This window comes from Ideonella aquatica (assembly GCF_018069755.1).
In the GTDB taxonomy this organism is placed as follows: domain Bacteria; phylum Pseudomonadota; class Gammaproteobacteria; order Burkholderiales; family Burkholderiaceae_C; genus Ideonella; species Ideonella aquatica.
This window is the reverse complement of record NZ_JAGQDE010000033.1, coordinates 15,373-38,899: the sequence shown is the minus strand read 5'-3', so window position 1 is coordinate 38,899 and position 23,527 is coordinate 15,373. Positions and strand designations below refer to the sequence as shown.

Sequence of the window (23,527 nt, the reverse complement as noted above, 5' to 3'; positions counted from 1 at the left end):
GCGCTCGCCTGCGGCTCGCTGCGGTCAAACAGTGTCGACCAAGTCAGTTCACGAAGCGCGCCTGCGGCGCGCGCCCCGGGGCGTCTGCGCTCCTCGGCGCCCCCGACAGCGCCGCCATCCCCAGGCCACTCAGTCCTTGGCTGAATCCACCGTTGGCATACTGCAGCGGTCGAGGCCCACAGCGGCCTACGGCCGCTGTGGGCAGCAAGCCGCCCTTCGCTGTTGTCGCAAACCCGCCAATGCGTTCGCGCCAGCGATCTCATGGCGCCGGTTCTCCCAGGGAACTGCAGCTGGCACCGAATGTGCAAGCAGCCGTACATCCGCATCCCCAGGAGCCCGTGATGTCGCCCTCGCTGAAGAACAAGATCCTGCAGGTGTTCGAGGAGCCGGGTTGTGACAAGAACCAGGCGAAGAGCGAGAAGGAGCGCAAGAAGGGGTGCACCAAGCAGCTCACACCGGGCGCGGCTGCGGGGGGGTGTGCGTTCGATGGCGCGAAGATCGCGCTGCAGCCCATCGTCGATGTGGCGCACCTGGTGCACGGGCCGATCGCCTGCGAGGGCAACAGCTGGGACAACCGCCACAGCGCCAGCAGCGGCTCGCAGATGTACCGCACCGGCTTCACCACCGACATCAATGAGCTGGATGTCATCTACGGCGGCGAGAAGCGGCTGTTCAAGGCGATCCGCGAGGTCATCGAGCGCCATGACCCGCCCGCCGTGTTCGTCTACCAGACCTGCGTCACTGCGCTGATCGGCGACGATATCGAGGCGGTGTGCGCACGGGCCGCCGAGAAGTTTGGCAAGCCGGTGATCCCGGTCAATTCCCCGGGCTTTGCGGGTCCGAAGAACCTGGGCAACAAGCTGGGTGCCGAGAGCGTGCTGGACCATGTGATCGGCACCGAGGAGCCCAGCACCAGCACGCCGTACGACATCAACATCATCGGCGAGTACAACCTGTCGGGCGAGCTGTGGCAGGTCAAGCCGCTGCTTGATGCGCTGGGCGTTCGCGTGCTGTCGTGCATTGCCGGCGATGGCCGCTACCACGAGATCGCCACCGCGCACCGCGCCCGCGCCAACATGATGGTCTGCAGCAAGTCGATGATCAACATCGCCACGCGCATGCAGGACCGCTGGGGCATTCCGTACTTCGAGGGCAGCTTCTACGGCATCGCCGACATGAGCACCACGCTGCGCGAGATCGCCCGGCTGCTGGTGGAGCGTGGCGCGCCGGCCGACCTGAAGGACCGCACCGAGGCGCTGATCGCGGTGGAAGAGGCGCGCGCCTGGGAGCGCATCCGCGCCTACCGCGAGCGCCTGGCGGGCAAGAAGGTGCTCTTGATCACCGGCGGCGTGAAGAGCTGGAGCGTGGTCAGTGCGCTGCAGGAGGCCGGTCTGGAAGTGGTGGGTACCTCGGTGAAGAAGTCCACCAAGGAGGACAAGGAGAAGATCAAGGCCATCATGGGCGACGAGGCCGATGCGCACATGATTGACGACATGACCCCGCGCCAGATGTACGCCATGCTGCGCGAGGCCAAGGCCGACATCATGCTCAGCGGCGGCCGCAGCCAGTTCGTGGCGCTCAAGGCCCGCATGCCCTGGATGGACATCAACCAGGAGCGTCACCACGCCTTTGCGGGCTATGAGGGCATGGTGACCATGATTGCCGAGATCGACAAGGCGCTGTTCAACCCGATCTGGGACCAGGTGCGCGCCCCTGCGCCGTGGGATGCGGCGGACAGCTTGCTGCGCGAGCAGGATGCGGCGCAGCTGGCGGCCGAGGCGGCCACCGGCTGACACCCGGGTCTCAGGCGAGTGCCGGACTGCCGGCCTGGACGTGGTGGTCCAGCCGGAACGCCTGCATTGTGTGCAGCAGGCGCGCGCCCTGCTGACGCAGGCTGTCCGCAGCGGCCGAGCTTTCCTCGACCAACGCGGCGTTGCGCTGGGTGACCTCGTCGAGCTGCTCCATCGCCTGGTGGACCTGGCTGATGCCGCGGAACTGCTCGTCGCTGGATTGGCCCATCTGCTGGATCAGCGAGGCCATCTCGCGCACCTGGCCGACGATGTCGCCCATCGCGCCACCGGCCTCGCCCACCAGGGACGAGCCGGCCTCGACCCGCTCGACGCTGGCCAGGATCAGGCCCTTGATTTCTCGGGCGGCGTCCGCGCTGCGCTGCGCCAGCGTGCGCACCTCGGAGGCCACGACCGCGAAACCGCGGCCCTGTTCGCCGGCACGCGCCGCCTCCACCGCGGCATTCAACGCCAGGATATTGGTCTGGAAGGCGATGCCGTCGATCACGCCGATGATGTCGCTGATGCGGCGCGAGCTGGCGCTGATCTCGCCCATGGTCTGCACGACGCGGGTCACCACCTCGCCGCCTCGCTCGGCCGATTCGCTGGCGGTGCGGGCCAGCACCGAGGCCTGGCGCGCTGTTTCATTCGTGCCTTGCAGTGCCTGCGTGATCTGCTCCATCGACGCGGCCGTCTGCTGCAGGTTCGAGGCCTGTTCCTCGGTGCGCTGCGACAGCTCCACGCTGCCCACCGCCACCTGCGACGAGCCGGTGGCGATGGCTTCGGAGGCCTGGCGTACTTCGCCGACGATCCCGGCCAGGCTGGTCTGCATGGTCGCCAGCGAGCGCAGCACACTGCCCTCCACCGCAACGGCAGCGCCATTGACCGAGCCCAGATCGCCGTCGGCCACGCGCTGGGCGGCACCGCTCAGGGCCTGCGGTTCGGCGCCCAGCATGCGCAGCAGCCAGTGGGTGACGGACCAGCCGGAGAACAGGGCGATGGCCAGGGCCACCAGCCCGGTGGCGACCAGGACATTGCGGTTGTGGTGGTAGTCGGCCTCGGCCTCGTCCACCTGGGCACGCGCGCGCTCGTCCAGGTACAGCAGGTAGGCGTCGCCTTCTCGCTGCATCGCCGCCAGCAGCGGGCGGCACTCGGCGTTCATGCGCTGGATGGCGGCGGCGCGGTCGCCGGCGGAGGCCTTGGCCACAATGTCCTGGGCCACCGGGGCGTACTGGGCCTCACGCGCTTCCAGGGCCTTGAACAGGGCCCGCTCGCGGTCGGCCACCGCGGTGTGTTCGGCCAACTGGGTTCGCAGGGTCTGCAGCGCATGCGCCAGCTTCTCGCTGGCCGCCTGCACCGCGCGCAGCTCCTGTGCGCGGTCCTCGGCTGATTCCACCAGCACCAGGTTGCGCGCGGCGATCGCGCGGGCGCCGGTGGCGTCCACCACCTCGGCGGCGTTCTGCAACCGGGCCGAGGACTGTTCAACGTGCACGGTCAGCTGGTCGTGGCTGTCAGCCAGCTCATAGATGGCGAGGAAGGCGATCGCCGCCACCAGGGCGGCCAAGGTGCCGAAGGCCAGGCTCAAGCGGGCCTTCAGGGACAGGGATTCCATGCGCATCGTGCGTCTCTCGGGTGGATGTTCGGACCGGTTGGTGTTGCCAGCGCACCTGCCCCCCTCGGCCCGAAGGAGAGCTGGCGGGATGATCGACCGGCCTGCCGCGGACCTAAGGCGCAAAAAGACCTATGAACTCCAGGGTTGATTTGTCGCAAACCCGCCATTCCCGGTGGCGAGCCCAGCCAGGGGCAGTCCGCTAAGTCCTTGATTCTTCGTGGGTGCGAGCTTGGCATCGATCCTGCGATGAGCCTGGCAAGTCCCCCCGTCCAGGAGCCTGCGGCCATGGCCCATGTCAGCGACAGCAAGAAGGCGTGTGCGGTCAACCCGCTCAAGATGAGTGCGCCGCTGGGCGCCAGCTACGCCTTCCTGGGGTTGCAGTCGTGCATGCCGGTGATGCATGGCTCGCAGGGCTGCACGTCCTTCGGCCTGGTGCTGCTGGTGCGCCACTTCAAGGAGGCCATCCCCCTGCAGACCACGGCGATGAACGAGGTCACCACCATCATGGGGGGCTACGAGAACATCGAGAAGGCGCTGCTGAACATCCGCAGCCGGGCGAAGCCGGCGCTGATCGCGATTTGCTCCACCGGCCTGACCGAGACCAAGGGCGACGACGTGCCGGCCTTCATCACGCTGGCGCGGCAGAAGCACCCGGAGCTGGCCGACACGGCGATCGTTTACGTCAGCACGCCCGATTACGTGGGCGCCTTCCAGGACGGCTGGGCGATCGCCGTCAAGGGCCTGGTCGAGCAACTGGCCGAGCCGGTGGCCGAGAAGGTGGCCCAGCGCGTGGCCCTGCTGCCCGGCTGCCACCTGACGCCCGCCGACCTGGAAGAGCTGCGCGAGCTCATCGAAAGCTTTGGTCTGGAGGTGTTGATCGCGCCGGATGTCTCGGGCTCGCTCGATGGCCACATCCCCGAGGATTGGCTGGGCACCACGCTGGGCGGCACGCCGCTGGCCGATCTGCGCGCGCTGGGCAGCGCCAGCGCCTGCATCGCCGTGGGCGAGCAGATGCGCCCCGCGGCCGAGGCGCTGCAGCAGCGCTGCGACGTGCCCTACCGGCTGTTCAACCGGCTGACTGGGCTGGCGGCCTGCGACGAGCTGTTGATGCACCTGTCGGCCCTCAGCGGCCAGCCGGTGCCGGCGAGGTGGCGGCGCCAGCGCAGCCAGCTGGTCGATGCGATGCTGGACGGCCACTTCCATTTCGGCCACCAGCGCGTGGCCATCGCCGCCGAGCCCGACCTGCTGTGGGCACTGGGCCACTTCATCACCGAGATGGGCGCCGAGCTGTCGGTGGCCGTGACCACCACCCAAAGCCCGCTGCTGGCGCAGCTGCCCTGCAATGAGGTGGTGATCGGCGACCTGGAGGACTTCGAGCTGGCCGCCAAGGCCGCCGACGCCGACCTGCTGATCAGCCACTCACACGGCCGCCAGGCCGCCGAGCGCCTGGGCAAGCCGCTGTACCGCGCGGGCCTGCCGCTGTTCGACCGCATCGGCAACGCGCATGTGCTGAGCGTGGGCTACCGCGGCACCCGCAACCTGGTCTATGCGCTGGGCAACCAGTTCATCGACCAGATCCCGCACCACGGCCCGAACGACTGGCCGCTCAGCCCCGCCGCGCGCGCCGCCGCCCGCGGCGACACCGCCGCCCCCACCGCACCGGCGATCGCCGCTGCCAGTTTCTGACACCCCCACCCGAGGAGCCCGCCATGAAGGTTGCCTTCGCCACCCAGGACCAGCAGCGTGTCGACGCCCACTTCGGCTGGGCCAAGCACATTGCCATCTACGACGTGCAGCCCGAGGGCTACAGCTTCATACAGGACATTCACTTCGGCGAGGACCTGGCCGAGGATGGCAACGAGGACAAGCTCGCGCCCAAGCTGGAGGCCATCCACGACTGCGCCATCCTCTATGTGGCGGCCATCGGTGGCAGCGGTGCGGCGCGCGTGGTGGCGCTGAAGATCCACCCGATCAAGGTGCCGCAGCCCGAGCCCATTCTGGACATCCTGGAAAAGCTGCAGGAGGTGCTCAAGGGCACCCCGCCGCCCTGGCTGCGCAAGGCCCTGGCCAAGGGCCGCCCGGTCCCCCACGACTTCGACGACGAGTGAACACCCCATGAGCGACACCCCCACCGCCGACGCCCCGGTCATCTCCGACGAGGACTGGCTGCAGGACGGCTTCATCCGCGAGCTGATCAAGCAGCTGCGCGCCCAGGACACCCACGGCACCTGGGAGGGCAAGAGCGATCTGCAGCTGCTGGCGCCCTACATCCTCACCGCCGAGCAGCGCCGCGCGCTGCCGATGATGGGCGACCCCGACCCGGAAACGCTGTGGCGCCTGGACCTGTTCCACAACGCCATCGGCCTGTCGATCGAGAAGGCCACCGGCTGCATGGTCAGCCCGATGATGAAGATGAGCCACGAGGGCTTCGGCCGCGCCATCCTCACCACCGGCCGGCTGATCGTCGTCAACCGCTACCTGCGCGATGTGCACCGCTTCGGCTACCCCAGCCTGGCCAAGCTGGCCGAGGCCGGCAACAAGCTGGTGGCCGAGGGCGTCGGCATGGTCGAGAAGTACAAGGAGGTTGCGACTTATGGCTGATCTGGACCAACTCAAGGCCGACGTGAAGAAGGCCAACGCCAAGGCCATGCAGGCCAAGATGGACCTGCATGACCTGTCGGAGGAGCTGCCGACCAACTGGCAGGCCATCATGAACGTGGCCCAGGTGGCCTATGACGCGCACGCCGCGCTGGTGCAGGCCCGCGAGGCCTTGGCCCAGGCGCAGGCGGCGGCGTGAGGAGCAGGACATGAGCACTTTCAGTGTCACGCTGCCCAGCGGCGCCGCCTGGACCCCCACCTTCGTGCAGTCGATCAACGAGGACAAGTGCATTGGCTGCGGCCGCTGCTTCAAGGTCTGTCCGCGCGGTGTGCTGGAACTCGTCGGCCTCGATGAGGATGGCGAGCGCGTGCATGTGGACCTCGACGGCGACGACGACGAGGAGTACGAGAAGAAGGTCATGACCATCGCCCACGGCGAGCAGTGCATCGGCTGCACCGCCTGCGCGAAGATCTGCCCGAAGAAGTGCTACACCCACGCCGCCGCGCAGGTCTGAGCATGGGCCGCGTCATGCCGCCCTGGCCGGTGCTGCGTGAGGACTTCGCGGCGCGCCGCGCGCTGCGCGAGGACGAGGTGCAGGACGTGCGCACGCTGCTGCTGGAACACGCCGATCCGGCCGCCGGCCCGCACGAGTGGCTGGATGCGGCCGCCACCGCGGTGGCCGTGGCCTGCCTGGGTGACAACCACCTGTGGCAGGACCTGCTGCTGGAGGACCGGCACCAGCTCAACGCGCTGCTGCGCCACTGGTTCCCCTCGCTGGTGGCCGCCAACCACAGCGACATGAAGTGGAAGAAGTTCCTCTACCGTGCGCTGTGCGAACGGGCCGAGATCCTGATCTGCAAGTCGCCCAGTTGCGCCGTCTGCAGTGACCGGCCGCTGTGCTTCGAGGCGCCCGACACACCGCACTGAGCACCGACGAAAAAAACGCCCCGTCAAGCGGGGCGAAGCATGGACCCTGGCAGGGTCTGCGGAGTGGAAGACGGGATCAGCCGCGCGGCGCGTCGGCGCTGACAGCGGCCATGGGCACCACGGCCAGCTGGGCCAGGACGGCATCGTCATACTGGCGGTCAGCGACCTGGCCGATGCCGGCCAGCAGCGTGAAGGTGATCGCCGCGGACAGGGCCAGGAAGCCGGCGCGCGCCTGGGCGCTGCTGGCCTGGAATTCGGTGGTGGCGGCGGTGTGGCGGGTGGCTTGCATGGCGTTCTCCTGGGGGTGGCGTGTGTCGATGGGATGAACTGTAGGCATCCCATCCACCCTCCGCCACCGGCAGGCGACGGACCGCAAGCAGCTGCGACGAAGCGCATCCCGCGCAGACGAACCGCGGGCTCAGCCTGTGCTCGTGGCCGCGCCGCGCTGTGCCCGCGCGTGCTCGATCGCCGGCATCGAGGCCTCGATCCAATCGGCCAGCTCATGCACATGGCCGGCCACCTGCAGGCCCAGACGCGTCAGCCGGTAGTCCACATGCGGCGGCACCACCGGATGCGCGGTGCGCTCGACGAAGCCGTCGCCTTCCAGGCCCTGCAGGGTCTGGGCCAGCATCTTCTCGCTGACGCCGCCGATCTCGCGCCGCAGCTCGCTGAAGCGGCGCCGCTCGCCTGAGCGCAGCGCCACCAGCACCAGCACGCCCCAGCGGCTGGTGACGTGCTGCAGCACCTGGCGCGACGGGCATTCGGCGGCGAACAGGTCGCCCCGGCGGGCAGCAGAGGGTCGGGCCATGTGTACTTACCTTTATGTATGTACTTACGAATAGTGAGTGTAATCGGCATCATCCGCTCCGTCATCCCGATGCCATCCCTGTCCCAAGGAGATTTCCATGTACGCCGTCACCGGTGCCAATGGCCAGCTCGGCCGCCTCGTCATCCGTCAACTGATCGCCCGCGGCGTGCCGCCCGCGCAGATCGCCGCGCTGGTGCGCCGGCCGGCCCAGGCCGCCGACCTGGCCGCGCTGGGCGTGGCGCTGCGCGAGGCCGACTACGACCGCCCCGAGACGCTGGCCGCCGCACTGGCCGGTGTCGACCGCCTGCTGCTGATCTCCTCCAGCGAACTGGGTCGCCGCGCGCCCCAGCACCAGGCGGTGATCGACGCTGCGCGGGCCGCTGGCGTGGGCTTCCTGGCCTACACCAGCCTGCTGCGCGCCGACCGCTCGCCGCTGGGCCTGGCCGCCGAGCATGTGGCCACGGAAGCGGCGCTGCGCGACAGCGGCCTGCCGCACGCCATCCTGCGCCACGGCTGGTACACCGAGAACTACCTGGCCAGCCTGCCGCCCGCGCTGCAGCACGGTGCGTTCATTGGTGCGGCTGGCGAGGGCCGCATCGCCTCAGCCACCCGCCAGGACTATGCCGAGGCCGATGCCGCGGTGCTGCTGGCCCCGCCCGCCAGTGGCACGGTGCTGGAACTGACCGGTGACGAGGCCTACACGCTGACCGAGTTCGCGGCGGAGCTGAGCCGCCAGAGTGGCCGCAGCGTGCCCTATGTGAACCTGCCGCAGGCCGAGTTCGAGGCCGCGCTGGCCGGCGCCGGCCTGCCGGCACCGCTGGCCGCGCTGTTGGCCGACTCCGACGCCGGTGCGGCGCAGAGCGCGCTGTTCGATGGCGGCCGGGCGCTGAGTGCGCTGATCCAGCGGCCGACCACACCGCTGGCGCAGGCGATGGCCGCCGCCTTGCGCTGAACGACGCGCGGCCCGCATACTGGGCCGATGCGCCGCCGAACCCTGCTCAGTGCCCTGGCCGGCACCACCGCCACTGCCGGCTGGGCGGCGGACCCGCCCCTGGCCGATCTGGCCGGTGATGCCGACATCGTGGCCGAGGTGCTGACCACGCTGCACCCGGGCGCGCTGCGCTACCACGACGCGGCCAGCCTGGCGGCGGTGCTGCAGCAGTTCCGGCGTGCGTTCACGGCGCCCGAAGCCGATGCCGCCGCGCGCTACCTGGCCCTGGCGCGCGCGCTGGCCACGCTGCGCTGCGGCCACAGTTTCGCCAACCCGGCCAACCAGTCCCGGCGCGTGGCCCAGGCGCTGTTCGATCGGCCCACGCGGCTGCCGCTGCGTTTTCGCTGGCTGGACGGCCAGATGGTGGTGCTGCCTTCGCCGCTGCAGCCGGATGTGGCGCCGGGCAGCGTGATCGAGGCGATCGACGGCCTCGCGCCCGACGACTGGTGGCGCCGGCTGGCCCCGCTGGCGCGGGTCGACGGCCACAACCTGGGCAAGGCGCGGCGTCAGCTCTCGCTGGAAGAGGTGGAGGGTCAGTGGCCGCTGTTCGACGTGCTGCAGGGCCTGCTGATCGGCGGACCCGCCAGCGGCGCCTGGCGGCTGCAGCTGCGCACGCCGCAGGGGCGGCAGACGACGGTGGCGCTGCCGGCCTGGTCCGGCGAGCAGCGCCGTGCCCAGGCCAGCGCAGGGGCGCCCGCACCGAGCGCCACGCCCTGGACCTGGACCGTGCGGCCCGACGGCGTGGTGCTGCTGCGCATGCCCACCTGGGCGGTCTACAACAGCCGCTGGGACTGGCAGGGCTGGCTCAACGAACGGCTGGATGAACTGGCCGCCGATCGCGCCGCGCGCGGCCTGGTGATCGACCTGCGCGGCAACGAAGGCGGCCTGGACTGCGGCCACCCGGTGATCGAGCGGCTGGCGCGCGCACCCAGCCTGCTGCCGCAGCGCCGCCTGGTGCGCTACCGCCGCACACCGGCCCACCTGAACCCAGTGCTCGACACCTGGGACGACAGCTTCCGGGACTGGGGCGAGGCGGCCCGGCCGGTGGATGAGCGCTTCCTGGCGCTGCCGCCTGGGCCGACCACGGTGGCGCCCCGCGGCGCGCGCGTCACCCAGCCGATGGCGGTGCTGGTGGACGCCTCGAACAGCTCAGCCACCTTCGGCTTCGCGCAGCGGGTGCGCCAGGACCGCCTGGGTCAGTTGGTGGGCGAACCCACCGGCGGCAACCTGCGCGGCATCAATGGCGGGGCCTTCTTCTTCGTGCGGCTGCCGGCGTCGGGTCTGAGCTTCGACCTGCCGCTGATCGGCTACTACCCGCCCGAGGGCGCGCCGCTGCCCGAGGACGCCGGTCTGCAGCCCGACCACCGGGTGACCCCGTCGCTTGCCGACATCGCTGCTGGGCGCGACGTGGCGCTGGAGCGCGCGCTGGCGCTGCTGACACAGGCGTGAAAAAGCCCCGACGAGCGGGGCGAAGGAGTGGGCCGGTGAAGCCCCCCCGAGTGATGATCGTCTCAGCTGCGCACAGCGCTGTCGGCCTGCGCTGCCAGCTGGGTGCTGCCGGCCTGGGCCAGCAGGGCCTGGTCGAACTGGCGGTCGGCGACCTGGCCCACGCTGTAGAGCAGCGTGAAGGTGATGGCCATCGCCAGGGCCGCGACACCGGCGCGGGCCGGGGCGGTGGTGGCGCGGAATTCAGTGGTCTGGGCGGTGGTGGTCATGGCGGGCTCCGGGGTCAGTGCGTTGTCGATGGAGTGCACTGTAGGGAGCCGCCGCGCACCCTGCCACCGGCGGGCGACGAACCGCAGGAATCGGGCGATGAATCGACGTCCGCCCGGATCAGCGGTCAGCGCCGCGGCGTCAGCCAGTACTCATGCTGGGCGTCGCGCAGCACCAGTGCGGCCGGGCGCGTGCTGTCGTCGCGCACGAACTCGGTACCCTCCAGGCCCGGGTCGATGGTGTTGTAGCTCTCGCTGCCGTCGGCGTTGCGGCGCCAGGCCATCTGGCTGTGCCAGTCGCGGGCCAGGAACTCGACGCGCTCGCCGCGCTGCTTCACGCGGATCAGCCCCAGCGCGGGATGGTGGTAGGCCGGGGCCAGCGCGCGGCGCGCGTTGGCCGGCACCGGCAGGGTGTAGAGCTCCTTGAACTTGGCTCGCTCGGCGCGGTGGTTGGCCACCGCCACGGCCAGCTGCGCATCCGCCTCGGGCCGGCCGTCGAAGACCAGTTCCAGGAACTTGCGCAGCAGCGGACCGCGCAGCAGCACACCGGCGTCCGAGTTGGTCAGGATGGTCAGGCCCATTTGGTGTTCGGGCAGCCAGATCATGTTGGAGTGAAAACCCAGCATGTCACCGCCGTGCGACGCGATCGGGATGCCGTACTGGCGGTTGATGAGCAGGCCCAGGCCGTAATGCACATCCTCGCCCACCATCACCTGGGGCTGGTAGCGGGCGGCCCAGTTGGCCTCGCTGATCAGCGGTTGGCCTTCGGGCGTGCGGCCCTTGTTCAGCTCCATCAGCACCCAGCGTGAAAAGTCATGCGGGCTGGTCCACACGGCGCCGGCCGGGCGCGCCGGGATGATGGTGTAGTTCAGGCCCATGTCGGCCACGCGGGTGATGCCGTCGATGTCGTCGCCATGCGGGCTGGCGTGGTTGCCGCGCTGGGCCTGCGCATAGTCGAAGGTGGTGCGCGTCATGCCCAGCGGCTGGAACAGGCGTTGGCGCATCTGGCGGTCGTAGGCGGCACCCACCTCCTTCGCCGGTTCGAGCGCGGCGGCGGCGATGTAGCCCCCGGCAGCCACCATCAGGTTGCTGTACTGGAAGACCTCGCCGAAGCGGCTGGTGGGCTTCATGCGGGCCAGTTGGTCGAAGGTGGCCGTGGCCGGTGCCTTGGCGTCGGCGAACAGCCAGTCCAGATCCTGGCGCGGCATGCCGGTGCAGGCGCAGACCAGGTGGCGCACCTCGACCTGGCGGGTGGTGTCGGCGTCGGCCAGCCGGAAGCGCGGGTACACGTCCTGTGCCGGCTGGTCCCAGCGCAGCTTGCCGGCGTCCACGGCCTGGGCCATCAGTGCGCTGGTCATGGTCTTGGTGTTGGACGCCGCCATGAACAGCGTGTCGGCATCCACCGGCTCGGGGCGGCCCAGGCGGCGCACGCCCAGGCCGCCGGCCCAGGCTACGCGGCCCTGGTCGATGAAGCTCAGGCCCACGCCGGGCACCTGCAGCTCGCGCATGCCCTGCGCGACGAAGGCCTTGAGCTGCTCGATGCGCTCGGGTGTCAGCGGCTTGGGCGTGCGGCCGGTGAAGCGTTCGCGCTCGTAGCCCTTGGGCCGCAGGCTGTTGATGAGCAGGCCGATCGGGGCGCCGCGCTTCTCCTGCGTGGCCTGCGAGCCTTCCACCAGCACCACCAGCCAGCCCTCGCCCTGCACTGGCCGCCACGCCGCGGCCCACACCGCCAGCTTCTCGTTGGGGGAGGTCTGGTAGTCGAAGACCCGGATGTCGGTCCAGCCGTTGCGCGGGGCGCGCGCCGTGCTCAGCTCCAGCGTGCGGTTGAAGTCTGGCTTGGCGCGGGCCCAGGCCTGGGTCACGGCGTCGGCCGCATCCCTGGCCTGCGCCAGGTCGACCAGGGTGATGCGCAGATCGCCCTCGGGCGCGGTGGCGCTGATCAGGGCGCCGTCGGCCTTCATCGCAAAGGCCTCGGGCGGGGTGTAGCTGTGGCCGGCCGAGGTGGTGTCGGCCCCCGCCGAGGCGCTCAGGGCCAGAGCGAGGGTCGCGGCGATCAGGGTGCGGCGCATGGGATCTCCAGGTCGTGCAGTGCTTGCGATGCTACGGGAGCCTGAACGCAAATCGCCCCGGCGGGGCCGGGGCGATTCGTGGGGGGAGCGGGCGACGGGCGTTCAGACCTTGGCGGCGGGCACGGCGCTGGCGGCCAGTTGCACGGGCGTGGCCTGGGCCAGCAGTGCGGCGTCGTACTGACGGTCGGCCACCTGGCCGACGCTGGCCAGCAGCGTCACGGTGATCATCGCGGCCAGGGCCAGGAAGCTGGCGCGGGCCGACACGCTGGAGGCTTGGAAGGCGGGGGTGGTCATGGCGGGCTCCTGGGTCAGTGCGGTGTCGATGGAGTGCACTGTAGGGAGCGCCGTCGGCAGCGCCCAGCGGGATGCGACGAAGCGCCGATTTCGGGGGCTGACCGGCGCGGCCGCCGGATGAACGGCCGCGCCGCCGGCCTCACTTCTTGCCGCTGCGCAGCGTGGCCAGCGCAGCCTGGGTCTCGTTCCACAGGTCCATGCCCACGTTGGCGGCGATGCTGGCGTTGACGCGGGTGAGCTTGTCGCGCATGCGGGCGGCCTCGGTGGGGGTCAGTTCGTTGATCTGCATGCCCTTGGCCTTGAGTTCATCCAGCGCCTTGGCCGCCTCGGCGCGGGTGTCCTGGCGCTCGAAGTCGCGGCTCTTCTTCGCGGCGTCCATCAGCACCTTCTGCTCGTCCTTGCTCAGGCCGTCCCACCACTTCTTGCTGACCAGCACGATCCACGGGCTGTAGACGTGGTTGGTCACGGTGAGGTACTTCTGCACCTCGTAGAACTTGCTGGAGAGGATGGTGTTGTAGGGGTTCTCCTGGCCGTCCACCGCCTTGGTCTCGAGCGCCGAGAACAGCTCCGAGAAGGGCAGCGGCACCGCGTTGGCGCCCAGGGTCTTGAAGCTCTCCAGGAAGACGTTGTTCTGCATCACCCGCAGCTTGATGCCGTCCAGATCCTCCAGCCTGGCCACCGCCCGCTTGTTGTTGGTGAGGTTGCGGAAACCGTTCTCCCAGTACACCAGGCCGACCAGGCCCTTGTCCTGCAGCTTGTCCTTGACCTTGCTGCCGATCGGGCCGTCCAGCAGGGCGTCGGCCTCCTTGGCGTTGTTGACCAGGAAGGGCGTGTCCCACAGCGCCATCTCCTTGGTGATGCCCACCAGCGTGGCGGTGGAGCCGACCATCATCTCCTGCGCACCGCCGATCAGGGCCTGCTGCATCTGAGTGTCCGGGCCGAGCGCGGCGGCGCCGACGGCGCGCACCTTCATCTTGCCGCCCGAGGCCTTCTCCACCTCCTCGGCGAAGAGCTTGACCGCGCGGCCCTGGTTGGACTGCTCGTTCAGGCCGTAGCCGAAGCGGATCAGGCGCGGCTTGATGTCCTGGGCCTGGGCGGCCAGCGGGGCGAGGGCGGCCAGCGCGAGCGTGGCGATCAGGGTGCGGCGAAGGGTCATGGTGGTCTCCAAGGGGAACAGGGCAGGGCGGAACAGGAAGGCGTCAGCGCAGCCAGCGCACCGGCGCGGTGACGATCTCGGGAAAGGCAGTGAACAGCGTGAGGATGGCGAGGTACACCACCAGGAAGGGGTTGACGCCCTTGATGACCTCGTCCAGGCGCAGCCGGCCGACGCCGGCGACGACGTTCAGCACCGTGCCCACCGGCGGCGTGATCAGGCCGATCGCGCCATTGAGCACGAACATCAGGCCGAAGTAGACCGGGTCGATGCCGGCCTTCACCGCGATCGGCAGCATCACCGGGGCGAAGATCAGGATCGTCGGCGTCAGGTCCAGCGCGGTGCCGATCAGCACCAGCACGACCATCATCACCGCCATCAGCAGGCGCGGGTGGTCGACCAGCGGGCCCAGCAGGCCGGTCAGCGTGTTCGGCAGGTCGGCCAGCGTGACCATGTAGCTGGCCACCTGGGCACCGGCGCACAGGAACATCACGATCGCGGTGGTCTTGGCGGCGCGGGTGAGCACGCCGTACAGATCACCCAGGCGCATCTCGCGGTGCACGACGAAGGCGATCAGCAGCGCATAGAAGGCGGCCACCACCGCGGCCTCGGTGGGCGTGAAGACGCCGCTCTTCATGCCGCCAATGATGATCAGCGGCATCAGCAGCGCCCAGAAGGCGCGGGCGCTGACCTGCAGGCGCTGGCGCATCGGCATTGGCGCATCGGCCTGCACATTCATGCCGCGCAGCTGCCACAGCCAGGCCAGCACCAGGCCCAGGCCCATCACCAGCCCGGGCACGATGCCCGAGATGAACAGCGCCGAGATCGAGGTGTTGGTGGTGACGCCGTAGATCACGAAGGGCATCGACGGCGGGATGATGGGCGCGATGATGCCGCCCGAGGCCATCAGCCCGGCCGAGCTGCCCATCGGGTAGCCCTGGCTGCGCATCATCGGCAGCAGGATGGTGGCCAGCGCGGCGGTGTCGGCCAGCGCCGAGCCGCTCATGCTGGCCATCAGGATGGCCGCGCCAATGGTGACGAAGCCCAGGCCGCCATGCACATGGCCCAGCCAGGCGCGCGCCATGTCGATGATGCGCCGGCTGATGCCACCGGCGTTCATCAACTCGCCGGCCAGGATGAAGAAGGGCACGGCCAGCAGCGGGAAGCTGTCGATGCCCGCCACCAGGTTCTGCGCCAGCAGCTGGGTGTCCCAGAAGTCGAGTAGCCAGGCCATCGAGGCGCCGGTCAGCACCAGCGCGAAGGCCATGGGCAGCCCAATGCCCATCAGCGCCAGCATCGCCAGCACGAAACTCAGTGCGATCGCGCCCTGGCCCATCACTCCACCTCCGCCTCATGGCCCAGCGCGATCGGCTGGCCCAGCAGCAGCTGGCGCAGCGCCATCACGCCGATCGACACCGCGCACAGCAGCGCCGGCAGCGGCAGCAGCGCCGTGGGGTAGCCCATCACCACGCTGCTGCTGTCCCAGCCCACCACCACCTGCTGCCAGGCGCCCCAGCCCAGCAGCGCGCACGACAGCACGACCAGCGCATGGATGCCGCGCGAGACCCAGCGCAGCGCCCGCGGCCGGCCAGCCAGCGGCGACAGCAGCGCGGTGAAGGCCATGTGCTCGCCCCGCGGGTAGGCTGCGGTGGCGCCGATGAAGACCATCCAGACGAAGAGCAGGCGCGAGAGCTCCTCGCTGGCGGCGATGCCGCTGCCAAAGCCGTAGCGCAGCACCACGTTGACGAAGACGGCCGCGGCCATCACCGCCAGGCAAGCGGCCATCGCGGCCTCGGCCCAGCGCTGCGGCGCGGCGCGGGTGGGGGTGTCAGCAGACATCGTGCGATTCCTTCATCCAGGCCAGCACCTGCTCGCGCAGCGTGGCCAGCGGCAGGGTGGCGTCCAGGCTGACCACGCCGGGCTCGCCCGACGGGTCTTCCAGCGTGGCGAACTGGCTGTCGACCAGGCTCGCCGGGAACAGGTGGTCGGGGCGGGCGGCCACGCGGGCGCGGGCCTCGTCCAGGCTCAGCCGCAGATGCACGAAGCCCAGGCCGGGCGAGGCGGCGCGCAGCTGGTCGCGGTAGGCGCGCTTCAGGGCCGAGCAGGTCAGCACCGCGCCTTGCGGCCGCGCGACCAGTTGCTGGCCCAGCGTGGCCAGCCAGCCGGCGCGGTCGGCGTCGGTCAGCGGCTGGCCGGCGCGCATCTTGGTCTGGTTGGTGGCGGGGTGGTGGTCGTCGCCCTCCACCAGCGGCCAGCCCAGCGCGTCGGCCAGGGCGCGGCCCAGGCTGGACTTGCCGCAGCCGGAGACGCCCATGACAACCAGGTTTGACATTTGGATAGCGCTGTCCCGTTGATCTGAAAAAATCGGCCGTCCGGTGGACCGCCGCGGTCCCCGCCGCGCCGTGGCACACTCGGCGCGCTTGAATCAGGGATTGGATAGCGCTATCCTAAACCCGTTGGCAGCACCGCCGACATCAGGGTAAACACTTAATGACCGCCTCTCCCCGCAAACGCGCCACCGGCCGGCCGACGCTGGCCGACGTGGCCGCCGCCGCGGGCGTCAGCCCGATCACCGCCTCGCGCGCGCTGCGCGCCACCCGCGGCGTCGACGAGCAGCTCAGCGCCCGCGTGCGCGAGGCCGCCGAGGCGCTGGGCTATGTGCCCGACCCGGCGGCGCGCGCGCTGGCCTCGGCGCACAGCTCCCAGGTGGCGGTGCTGATCCCGCTGCTGTCCAACGCGCTGTTCGTCGACCTGCTCGAAGGCGTGCAGCGCGTGCTGCGCCCGGCCGGGCTGCAGACGCTGATCGGCGTCACGCACTACCAACCCGCCGAGGAAGAGGCGCTGCTGCGCAGCTACCTGGCGCATCGTCCGGCCGGGCTGCTGGTCACCGGCTTTGACCGCACGCCGGCGGCGCGCAGCCTGATCGAGCGCAGCCGCGTGCCCTGTGTGCACCTGATGGAGACCCAGGCCGCGGGCGAGGCCTATGCGGTGGGCCTGTCGCAGGACGCCGCCGGCGCCGCGATGACCGAGCACCTGCTGGCGCGCGGCCGCCGCCGCGTGGCCTTCGTTGGCGCCCAGCTCGACCCGCGCGTGCTGCAGCGCCTGGCCGGCTACCGCCGCGTGCTGCAGGCGCATGGCCTGCATGACCCGGGGCTGGAGCTGCTGGACCCGGCGCCCTCGTCGATCGCGCTGGGCGGCGTGCTGCTGCAGCGCCTGCTGGCGACGCGGCCGGATGTGGACGCGATCTTCTTCTGCAACGACGATCTGGCCCAGGGCGGCCTGTTGGCGGCGCTGAAGCTGGGCCTGCCGGTGCCGCAGCGCGTGGCCGTGGCCGGCTTCAACGACCTGGCCGGCTCGGACCAGTGGCTGCCGCCGCTGACGACGATCCGCACGCCGCGCGCCGAGATCGGCGAGCGCGCCGCGCGCATGCTGCTGGCGCTGCTGCGCGGCGAGGCGGTGGATGCCCGGCAGGTGGACCTGGGTTTCGAGCTGGTGGTGCGCGAGTCCACGTAGCATCCCGCCATGGACGAGCACCCGCGCCTGGCCGATGCGATGCAGCGCCTGCAGGCGCTGGCGCGGCCCGATCAGCTGGCCGGCATGGCCCGCTTCGGCATGACCGCCGAGCACCGCCTGGGCGCCAGCGTGCCCTCGCTGCGCGCGCTGGCCAAGGACCTGGGCCGTGAACACAGCCTGGCGCTGGCAATGCACGCCACCGGCGTGCCCGACGCGCAGATCCTGGCCGCCTACCTGGCCGAGCCGAAGCACTTCAGCGTCAGCGAGATGAACACCTGGGCGGCGCGCTTCACCGCGTGGGACACCTGCGACCAGGCCTGCACCAACGCCTTTGCGCCCAGCCCGCTGGCCTGGGCGCGGGTGCCAGTGTGGGCGGCGGACGAGCGCGAGTTCGTGCGGCGCGCCGCCTTCGCGCTGCTGGCCGCGCTGGCGGTGCACGACAAGCGCGCGCCCGATGAGCGCTTCCTGGCCCAGCTGCCGCTGATCGAGGCCCACGCCGACGACGATCGAAACTTCGTCAAGAAAGCCGTCAACTGGGCGCTGCGCCAGATCGGCAAACGCAATGCTGCGCTGTTGGTCCCCGCGCTGGACATCGCCCTGGCCTTGAAGCAGCGCCCCGAGCGCAGCGCGCGCTGGATCGGCAGCGACGCCTGGCGCGAGCTGCATCCCCGACTGGAGAGAACCCGATGAAGCTGTTGACCCTGATCGCCGCGGCCGTGCTGTGTGCCTCGGCACACGCCGCACCGATGCGCTACGAGATCGACCCCGCCCACACCTATCCCAGCTTCGAGGCCGACCACATGGGCCTGTCCACCTGGCGCGGCAAGTTCAACCGCAGCGAGGGCCTGGTGCTGATGGACCGCGCCGCCGCCAGCGGCAGCGTGGACCTGATCGTGCACACCGACAGCGTCGACTTCGGCCACGATCAGATGAACAGCGTGGCGCGCGGCGACAGCCTGTTCGATGTCGAGCGCCACCCGTACGCCCGCTACCGCGGCACGCTGGCCGGCTGGCAGGACGGCCGCCCCACGCGCGTGGATGGCGAGCTTCAGCTGCGCGGTGTGACGCGGCCGCTGGTGCTGGAGATCCAGCACTTCGCCTGCAAGCCGCACCCACTGAACAAGCGCGAACTGTGCGGCGCCGACGCGCTGGCCACGCTGCAGCGCGACGCCTTTGGCATCGACGCCGGCAAGGCCTTCGGCTTTGACATGGCGGTCACGCTGCGCATCCAGGTGGAGGCGCTGGCGGAGCGCTGAGCCCGCCCGCTCAGCGCGGCACGTAGAAGGTGGTGGCTGCCTCGGCCGGTGCGCCCTGGCCGGCGCGCAGGCGCAGCGTGATCGGGTGCGAGCCGGGGCTCAGCGGCTGCGCCGCCTCCATTGGCAGGGCCACCTGCACCGTGTGGTTGACGATGCCCGAGGGCGGCAGCGCCACGGCGGGCAAGGTGGACACCACCAGCCCCGGCAGGCCTTCCACGGTCAGCGACAGCGTCTGCGCCAGCTCGGTCTGGTTGCTGACCTGCAACCGGTAGACGTTCTCCAGCCGCCCCTGATCGTCCCAGCGCGCCAGCGCAGCGCGGTCACGCACCACGTCCAGGCGCAGCGGCGGCCGCTGAGACAGGCTCCAGGCAAACAGGCCCACCAGCACCGCCATCAGCGCGGCGTAGATGAACACCCGCGGCCGCAGCACATGGTGCAGCATCTGCGAGCGGCTCAGGTGGCCCTCGATGCCGGCCTCGGTGCCGTAGCGGATCAGGCCGCGCGGTGCGCCGATGCGGTCCATCACGCTGTCACAGGCGTCGATGCAGGCGGCGCAGCCGATACAGGCGTTCTGCAGGCCATTGCGGATGTCGATCCCGGTGGGGCAGACCTGCACGCACAGCGTGCAGTCGATGCAGTCGCCCAGGCCCAGCGCGGCGGCATCAGCGTTTTTCGGCCGGGCGCCGCGGGGCTCGCCGCGCGCCACGTCGTAGCCGATGATCAGCGAGTGACGGTCGATCAGCGCGCTCTGGAATCGCGCATAGGGGCAGATGTAGGTACACATCTGCTCGCGCAGGAAGCCGGCGTTGCCGTAGGTGGCGCCGCCGTAGAAGATCACCCAGAACAGCTCCCAGGGGCCCATCGCGCCGGCCAGCGTGTGCAGCGCCAGGTCGCGGATCGGCGTGAAGTAGCCGACAAAGGTGAAGCCGGTCCACAGCGAGAAGCCCAGCCAGGCCGCGTGCTTGCCGCCGCGGCGCCACAGCTTGTCCAGGCCCCAGCCGCTGTTGTCCAGGCGCAGGCGGGCGCTGCGGTCGCCTTCGAAGCGGTGCTCGATCCACAGGAAGATCTCGGTGTAGACCGTCTGTGGGCAGGCATAGCCGCACCAGATGCGCCCGGCCACCGCGGTGACGAAGAACAGCCCCAGCGCGCACAGCACCAGCAGCGCGGTCAGGTAGAAGAAGTCCTGCGGGTACAGCAGCAGGCCGAAGACGTGGTAGCGCCCGGCCTCCAGATCAAACAGCAGCGCCTGGCGGTCGTTCCACTGCAGCCAGGGCACGCCATAGAAGAACAGCTGGGTGACCCACACCAGCGCGATGCGCCAACGGGCATACAGGCCGTCAATCGCGCGCGGGTGGATGCGCTCGCGCGGGGCGAGCTGCAGCAGGGGAGCGGGGGGAGGGTTCGGGGACATCAGCACAGCAGGCCCGCCACAGGCGGGCCGGAAATCAAAGAGGGACGGGCGCGGAGCCGCTCAGCCGGCGCGGGCCACGGGCGGAGACACGCGCGCCCAGGCGGCGCGGCCCACCGGCAGCACATCGGCCAGGGTCTGCTGGTCGAGTTCGGCCATGAAGGCCGCCAGCGCGCGGTTGAAGACGCCGGTCAGGCGGCAACCACCGGTGAGCTTGCAGCCTTCGGGGTGATCGCCCAGGCACTCGACCAGCGCGAAATCGGGCTCGATGCTGCGCACCAGTGCGCCCAGGTTGATCTGCTCGGGCGGCAGCGCCAGCCGCATGCCACCGCCCTTGCCGCGCACCGTCTGCAGCCAGCCGGCCAGGCCCAGCTGGTGGGTGATCTTCATCAGGTGGGCCTGCGACAGCTCGAAGGCCTCGGCCACCTCGGCGATGGTGCACAGGCGGTCGCCGCGCTGCCGGCCCACGTAGATCAGCAGGCGCAGCGAATAGTCGGTCATCTGGGTCAGGCGCATGGCGTGATTGTCAGCCCGGTTGGCCGTCCACGCGCGCGCGGCACAGCCAAGGCCCGTAGCGCCACAGGTACAAGGTATAGGCCAGCGACCACAGCAGTGCCGACACCAGCGCGGCCTGCGGCAGCAGCGCCGGCCACAACAGCGGCACCCCCACGCGCACCAGCGCCGCGGCGGTGACGCTGAGGTAGGCGGTCACCTCCAACCGGCCCGCACGCAGCGGCCGGCCGGTGTGCCCCAGCGCGGTGCGGGTCATCATGCCCAGCGTCATGCCGCCGATCAGGCCCACGGTCAGCGCATGCGTGGCCAGCCCCGGCGGCACCCCACCGAGCTCGCTGCCCAGGCGCAGCGCCAGGTGCACCGGCAGCCAGGCATAGGCCAGGTGCAGCACCCAAACCAGCGGGTTGGAGGCGGTGCGCCACGGCTGCCAACACCACCAGCGGGCGGTGTGCGCCGCCAGCGCCGTGAGCAGCACCACCGCGGGCAGCGGGCCGGGTGCGCCCAGCAGGTCGCAGGCCAGCAAGGCCAGCACGCTGCCCAGCGCCACCCGCTCCAGCGGTGCATGGCGGCTCGCCTGCAGTCCTGCAATGCCGTTGTTGGTGAACATCGGCACCACGCGCCCGGCCATCACCGCGACGATGAACATCATCAGGTCCAGCGCCACCGGCAGACCCAGACGCGCGGGCAGCACCAGCGCGCCCATCTGCGTCAGGTGCAGCGCCGCGCAGGCCACGGCCAAGGCCACCAGCAGGCCGACGAAGAAATAGTTGCGTCGGCTGCCTCCGGCCCGCAGGGCGCGCCACAGTCCCCAGGCGGCCAGCAGCGGAAACGCCACATTGACGACCAGGGCCGCCACCGCCCAGGGCGTCAGCACCAGCACGCGACCCAGCAGCCACAGACCAGCCAGCGCCATCAGCCCACGGCCCTGCGGCGTGGGCTGGCCCGACCAGTTGCGCCCGGCGGTGAACAGAAAGCCCACCACCACCGCCAGCGTGAAGCCGAACAGCATCTCGTGCGCATGCCAGACCGATCCGCGCAGCACCGGCGTGCCCAGCCAGCCGCTGAACTGCAGCGCCCACAGCGGCACCGACAGCGCCGCCAGCGCCGCCGCCAGCAGGTAGAACGGGCGAAAGCCCAGCGCCCACAGCGCGAACTGGCCGGGCCGCGGCGCGCGGCCGATGGGCTCGGTGAGGGGAATGAAGACAGTGGCCATGGCGGGAGAGATCAGGGAGAACCCGATTGTCCCGGGTGGCGCGTCTAAAAGCAAACCCGTACATATATCTTATAAAGTGCGGGGCCATGACGCCGCTGCCGACCTCGTCCACGCCATCCTGGTGGCAACGCCTGCGCCCGCCCGCGCTGGCCATTGATGCCCGCGAGCGGTTGCGCGTCGTGGCCGGCGCCTTGCTGGGCGTCGCGCTGGCCGCGCTGCTGGCGCCGTGGTGGCCGCCGGCGCCCGGCCTGCCCTGGCTGATGGCGCCGCTGGGGGCCAGCGCGGTGCTGGTGTTCGCGCTGCCGGCCAGTCCGCTGGCTCAACCCTGGCCGGTGCTGGCGGGCAACGCGGTGTCGGCCCTGGTCGGCTGGGCCTGCGCGAGCTGGCTGCCCTGGCCAGCGCTGGCCGCGGCGGTCGCCGTGGGCGGCGCGATGGCGGCGATGCTGGCGCTGCGCTGCCTGCACCCCCCGGGCGGTGCAGTGGCGCTGCTGGCGGTGCTGCTGCCAGCCCACCAGGCCAGTTATGCGCTCGACCCGGTGCTGCTGGACTCGCTGGTGCTGGTGCTGGCCGGCTGGGCCTGGAACAGCGCCACCGGGCGACCCTATCCCCACGCACCCCAGGCAGCGCCGGCCCCCACCCGGGCCTGGGACTTCAGCGACAGCGACCTGGACACGGCGCTGGCCCACTACAACCAGATCGTCGATCTGCCGCGCGACGATCTGCGCGGTCTGCTGGCCGATGCCGAGCAGCAGGCGGTGTCGCGCCGTCTGCGCGCGATCCGCTGCCAGGACGTGATGACCGCCCAACCGCTGCGGGCGCGCACCTTCACCACGCTGGAACAGGCCCTGCGCGTGCTGGCCGAGGCCCAGGTGAAGGCGCTGCCGGTGGTCGATGCCGACGAGCATGTGGTGGGCATCGTCACCCGGGCCGATCTGCGCGGCCCCGCAGATCCGGCCACCACCACCGTCGCCCAGGTGATGTCGCGCCAGGTGCGGGTGGCCAGCGCCGAGCGTCCGCTGGCCGATCTGCTGCCGCTGTTCAGCCATGAGGGCCACCACCACCTGCCGGTGATCGGCGCCGACCGACGCCTGGTCGGCATCCTCACACAGACCGACGTCATCACCGCGCTCGCGCGGCTCTGAACGCAACGTCGTCCGCATCCTTGAACCGGTTCAAGGAAAGAACCCGAGCAAAACAGGAGGATTCGCCCATCGTCCAACGAGGAGGGCTTGTCCATGAGCCAGACCGCAGGCGGGTTCACCAAACAGATGGCCCGCAACATCTTCTACGGCGGCACTGCGTTCTTCGCGCTGCTGTTCATCGCGCTGGTGTTCCACACCGAGCGGCGCATTCCCGAGCGCTCCAACGCGCAGGCCATCACCCCCGCGGTGGTGGCCGGCAAGAAGATCTGGGAGACGCGCAACTGCATCGGCTGCCACACGCTGCTGGGTGAGGGCGCCTACTTCGCGCCGGAGCTGGGCAACGTCTACAAGCGGCGCGGTCCCGACTTCATCAAGGGCTGGATGAAGGCGCAACCCACCCACGTGGAAGGCCGCCGCCAGATGCCGCAGTTCAACCTCAGCGAGCAGCAACTGGACGAGCTGGTCGAGTTCCTGAAGTGGACCGGCGAGATCAACACCGAGAAGTGGCCTCCCAACATCGAGGGGTGAGA

The 23,527-nt window shown here is 70.5% G+C and carries 27 protein-coding genes; 14 read left to right on the top strand and 13 right to left on the bottom strand.

From position 1 onward, the window contains the following. The first annotated feature begins 341 nt into the window (after positions 1-341). On the top strand, positions 342-1,793 hold the full coding sequence (gene nifE, locus KAK06_RS21975) for a nitrogenase iron-molybdenum cofactor biosynthesis protein NifE (RefSeq protein ID WP_210804311.1): 1,452 nt from the start codon (positions 342-344) through the stop codon (positions 1,791-1,793). A 10-nt stretch (positions 1,794-1,803) separates the two neighbouring features. On the opposite strand, the gene KAK06_RS21970 is transcribed toward nifE, so the two are convergent. Beyond that, positions 1,804-3,399, bottom strand: coding sequence for a methyl-accepting chemotaxis protein (locus KAK06_RS21970; RefSeq protein ID WP_247653049.1), 1,596 nt, complete (start codon positions 3,397-3,399; stop codon positions 1,804-1,806). A 285-nt stretch (positions 3,400-3,684) separates the two neighbouring features. Between KAK06_RS21970 and nifN the strand changes: the two genes are divergently transcribed. From nifN to KAK06_RS21940, 6 genes are read left to right on the top strand one after another with little or no spacing between them, the layout of a single operon-like run. Further along, on the top strand, positions 3,685-5,085 hold the full coding sequence (gene nifN, locus KAK06_RS21965) for a nitrogenase iron-molybdenum cofactor biosynthesis protein NifN (RefSeq protein ID WP_210804309.1): 1,401 nt from the start codon (positions 3,685-3,687) through the stop codon (positions 5,083-5,085). A 23-nt stretch (positions 5,086-5,108) separates the two neighbouring features. After that, on the top strand, positions 5,109-5,507 hold the full coding sequence (gene nifX, locus KAK06_RS21960) for a nitrogen fixation protein NifX (protein ID WP_210804308.1): 399 nt from the start codon (positions 5,109-5,111) through the stop codon (positions 5,505-5,507). Positions 5,508-5,514: 7 nt separating this feature from the next. Then, positions 5,515-6,000, top strand: coding sequence for a NifX-associated nitrogen fixation protein (locus KAK06_RS21955; protein ID WP_210804307.1), 486 nt, complete (start codon positions 5,515-5,517; stop codon positions 5,998-6,000). After that, positions 5,993-6,196 (top strand): CCE_0567 family metalloprotein, encoded by a 204-nt coding sequence (locus tag KAK06_RS21950; protein ID WP_210804306.1) that lies wholly within the window; start codon positions 5,993-5,995, stop codon positions 6,194-6,196. Before KAK06_RS21955 ends, KAK06_RS21950 begins: the two co-directional genes overlap by 8 nt. Before the next feature lie 10 nt (positions 6,197-6,206). Beyond that, positions 6,207-6,512 carry a ferredoxin III, nif-specific gene (gene fdxB / locus KAK06_RS21945; RefSeq protein WP_210804305.1) on the top strand — a complete coding sequence of 102 codons (306 nt, stop codon included), beginning with the start codon at positions 6,207-6,209 and terminating at the stop codon, positions 6,510-6,512. A gap of 2 nt (positions 6,513-6,514) precedes the next feature. Beyond that, positions 6,515-6,925, top strand: a complete 411-nt coding sequence (locus KAK06_RS21940) for a nitrogen fixation protein NifQ (RefSeq protein ID WP_247653048.1) — start codon at positions 6,515-6,517, stop codon at positions 6,923-6,925. A gap of 76 nt (positions 6,926-7,001) precedes the next feature. On the opposite strand, the gene KAK06_RS21935 is transcribed toward KAK06_RS21940, so the two are convergent. Both KAK06_RS21935 and KAK06_RS21930 read right to left on the bottom strand, forming a co-directional pair. After that, a complete protein-coding gene (locus KAK06_RS21935; protein ID WP_210804304.1) occupies positions 7,002-7,214 on the bottom strand; it encodes a hypothetical protein in 213 nt (70 codons plus the stop codon). A gap of 129 nt (positions 7,215-7,343) precedes the next feature. Continuing rightward, positions 7,344-7,733: a winged helix-turn-helix transcriptional regulator gene (locus KAK06_RS21930; RefSeq protein ID WP_210804303.1), complete on the bottom strand. Its 390-nt coding sequence runs from the start codon at positions 7,731-7,733 to the stop codon at positions 7,344-7,346. A gap of 97 nt (positions 7,734-7,830) precedes the next feature. Between KAK06_RS21930 and KAK06_RS21925 the strand changes: the two genes are divergently transcribed. Then, positions 7,831-8,685, top strand: a complete 855-nt coding sequence (locus KAK06_RS21925) for an SDR family oxidoreductase (protein WP_210804302.1) — start codon at positions 7,831-7,833, stop codon at positions 8,683-8,685. A 27-nt stretch (positions 8,686-8,712) separates the two neighbouring features. After that, the gene (locus KAK06_RS21920) at positions 8,713-10,173 is read left to right on the top strand and encodes a S41 family peptidase (protein WP_210804301.1); all 1,461 of its coding nucleotides are present in this window, start codon (positions 8,713-8,715) and stop codon (positions 10,171-10,173) included. Between the two features lie 62 nt (positions 10,174-10,235). Here KAK06_RS21920 and KAK06_RS21915 read toward each other — a convergent pair whose 3' ends face one another. The 7 genes from KAK06_RS21915 to KAK06_RS21885 form a co-directional block, all read right to left on the bottom strand. Continuing rightward, positions 10,236-10,439, bottom strand: a complete 204-nt coding sequence (locus tag KAK06_RS21915; protein WP_210804300.1) for a hypothetical protein — start codon at positions 10,437-10,439, stop codon at positions 10,236-10,238. A 125-nt stretch (positions 10,440-10,564) separates the two neighbouring features. Further along, positions 10,565-12,505 carry a serine hydrolase domain-containing protein gene (locus KAK06_RS21910; RefSeq protein WP_210804299.1) on the bottom strand — a complete coding sequence of 647 codons (1,941 nt, stop codon included), beginning with the start codon at positions 12,503-12,505 and terminating at the stop codon, positions 10,565-10,567. Positions 12,506-12,607: 102 nt separating this feature from the next. Further along, positions 12,608-12,799 (bottom strand): hypothetical protein, encoded by a 192-nt coding sequence (locus KAK06_RS21905; RefSeq protein ID WP_210804298.1) that lies wholly within the window; start codon positions 12,797-12,799, stop codon positions 12,608-12,610. A 139-nt stretch (positions 12,800-12,938) separates the two neighbouring features. Then, positions 12,939-13,955 (bottom strand): TRAP transporter substrate-binding protein, encoded by a 1,017-nt coding sequence (locus KAK06_RS21900; RefSeq protein ID WP_210804297.1) that lies wholly within the window; start codon positions 13,953-13,955, stop codon positions 12,939-12,941. 43 nt (positions 13,956-13,998) lie between these two features. Beyond that, positions 13,999-15,288, bottom strand: a complete 1,290-nt coding sequence (locus KAK06_RS21895; protein ID WP_210804296.1) for a TRAP transporter large permease — start codon at positions 15,286-15,288, stop codon at positions 13,999-14,001. Continuing rightward, positions 15,288-15,791 (bottom strand): TRAP transporter small permease subunit, encoded by a 504-nt coding sequence (locus KAK06_RS21890; RefSeq protein WP_210804295.1) that lies wholly within the window; start codon positions 15,789-15,791, stop codon positions 15,288-15,290. The genes KAK06_RS21895 and KAK06_RS21890 overlap by 1 nt, the downstream gene beginning before the upstream one ends. Continuing rightward, entirely contained in the window at positions 15,781-16,284 is a 504-nt protein-coding gene (locus tag KAK06_RS21885) for a gluconokinase (protein ID WP_247653047.1), read from the bottom strand. Before KAK06_RS21885 ends, KAK06_RS21890 begins: the two co-directional genes overlap by 11 nt. A gap of 158 nt (positions 16,285-16,442) precedes the next feature. On the opposite strand from KAK06_RS21885, the gene gntR reads away from it, so the two are divergent. Genes gntR through KAK06_RS21870 form a run of 3 tightly spaced genes read left to right on the top strand, consistent with a single transcriptional unit; the run spans position 16,443 to position 18,721 of the window. Beyond that, positions 16,443-17,465, top strand: a complete 1,023-nt coding sequence (gene gntR / locus KAK06_RS21880) for an HTH-type transcriptional regulator GntR (RefSeq protein ID WP_210804294.1) — start codon at positions 16,443-16,445, stop codon at positions 17,463-17,465. Positions 17,466-17,474: 9 nt separating this feature from the next. Continuing rightward, positions 17,475-18,155, top strand: a complete 681-nt coding sequence (locus KAK06_RS21875; RefSeq protein WP_210804293.1) for a DNA alkylation repair protein — start codon at positions 17,475-17,477, stop codon at positions 18,153-18,155. Further along, positions 18,152-18,721 carry a YceI family protein gene (locus tag KAK06_RS21870; protein ID WP_210804292.1) on the top strand — a complete coding sequence of 190 codons (570 nt, stop codon included), beginning with the start codon at positions 18,152-18,154 and terminating at the stop codon, positions 18,719-18,721. The genes KAK06_RS21875 and KAK06_RS21870 overlap by 4 nt, the downstream gene beginning before the upstream one ends. Before the next feature lie 10 nt (positions 18,722-18,731). Here the strand turns inward: KAK06_RS21870 and ccoG are convergent, their stop codons facing one another. Genes ccoG through KAK06_RS21855 form a run of 3 tightly spaced genes read right to left on the bottom strand, consistent with a single transcriptional unit; the run spans position 18,732 to position 21,855 of the window. Continuing rightward, positions 18,732-20,132 (bottom strand): cytochrome c oxidase accessory protein CcoG, encoded by a 1,401-nt coding sequence (gene ccoG / locus KAK06_RS21865; protein WP_210804291.1) that lies wholly within the window; start codon positions 20,130-20,132, stop codon positions 18,732-18,734. A 60-nt stretch (positions 20,133-20,192) separates the two neighbouring features. Then, the gene (locus KAK06_RS21860; RefSeq protein WP_210804290.1) at positions 20,193-20,645 is read right to left on the bottom strand and encodes an RrF2 family transcriptional regulator; all 453 of its coding nucleotides are present in this window, start codon (positions 20,643-20,645) and stop codon (positions 20,193-20,195) included. 10 nt (positions 20,646-20,655) lie between these two features. After that, on the bottom strand, positions 20,656-21,855 hold the full coding sequence (locus KAK06_RS21855) for an NnrS family protein (protein WP_210804289.1): 1,200 nt from the start codon (positions 21,853-21,855) through the stop codon (positions 20,656-20,658). 86 nt (positions 21,856-21,941) lie between these two features. Between KAK06_RS21855 and KAK06_RS21850 the strand changes: the two genes are divergently transcribed. Next, positions 21,942-22,997 carry an HPP family protein gene (locus tag KAK06_RS21850; RefSeq protein WP_210804288.1) on the top strand — a complete coding sequence of 352 codons (1,056 nt, stop codon included), beginning with the start codon at positions 21,942-21,944 and terminating at the stop codon, positions 22,995-22,997. A gap of 93 nt (positions 22,998-23,090) precedes the next feature. After that, complete coding sequence (locus KAK06_RS21845) at positions 23,091-23,525, top strand: c-type cytochrome (protein ID WP_210804287.1); 435 nt, start codon at positions 23,091-23,093, stop codon at positions 23,523-23,525. The last annotated feature ends 2 nt before the right edge of the window (positions 23,526-23,527 follow it).